This is a genomic window from Ruegeria sp. CE9, from assembly GCF_056537425.1.
This window is the reverse complement of record NZ_JBQFRO010000098.1, coordinates 1-924: the sequence shown is the minus strand read 5'-3', so window position 1 is coordinate 924 and position 924 is coordinate 1. Positions and strand designations below refer to the sequence as shown.

The following is a 924-nucleotide window of genomic DNA, read 5'->3' as shown; positions in this document are numbered from 1 at the left end:
GGTAAATTCGCTCATCAAAAAGGCGCCTGCCCCCATCAAGGGCGGCATGATCTGCCCGCCCGTTGAGGCAGCGGCCTCTACCCCGCCTGCTTGGGCAGGGCGATAGCCCAGTTTTTTCATGAGGGGGATTGTGAAGGCCCCAGTTGTGACCACATTGGCGATGGCCGATCCCGAGATAGACCCCATCCCCGCAGAGGCGACAACCGCCGCCTTGGCAGGCCCGCCGCGCTGACGGCCTGTTGTCGCATAGGCCAGATCAATAAAAAATTTGCCTGCGCCCGTCACCTCAAGGAAAGCGCCAAAGAGAACGAATACGAAAATAAATGTCGCGGCCACACCTAAGGGGATGCCATAAATTCCTTCAGCCCCCAAAGTCATCTGGCTGGCCAAGCGATCCAAGGAATAGCCACGATGGTTAAGGATACCGGGCATGAAATCTGCCAAAAACGGCAATTCTCCGCGCGATCCCGCAAAGGCATAGAGCAAGAACACGCCCGCGATCACCATCATCACCCAACCCACCGCGCGGCGCGCAGCCTCAAGCACCAAAAGAACGGTCAAAACCCCCATTGCAACATCGATGTCGCGGGGAAAGATTTGATTTGCGATTGTGTCAATGTTCACAGGCACCCAAGCCCCAACCGCTATGGAGGCGAGAATGAGAAGGCCGTCTATCGCATATTCTGAGGGACTGCGCCCTTTGGCGCGGCCACGGGGCGGATAGATCAAGAAACACAGAACAAGGATAAAACCCAAATGGATGGGCCTTTGATAGAACAGCCCCAAAGGTTGAACACCCGCGGCGTAAAGCTGAAACAGCGACAACGCGATGCCCACCACTGCGATTAAGCGCAGGATCAATTTTGGTTCATCCGCGTCTTTTGGGCCAATATCCGTGATGTCGATCTGATCTGCCATACCCCA

General features: G+C 55.8%; 1 protein-coding gene. It reads right to left on the bottom strand.

The features are described from left to right. Nucleotides 1–918: TRAP transporter permease (locus tag ACR0B3_RS24280; protein ID WP_480811278.1), on the bottom strand; the 918-nt coding region annotated here is incomplete at its 3' end. Nucleotides 919–924 lie beyond the last annotated feature (6 nt).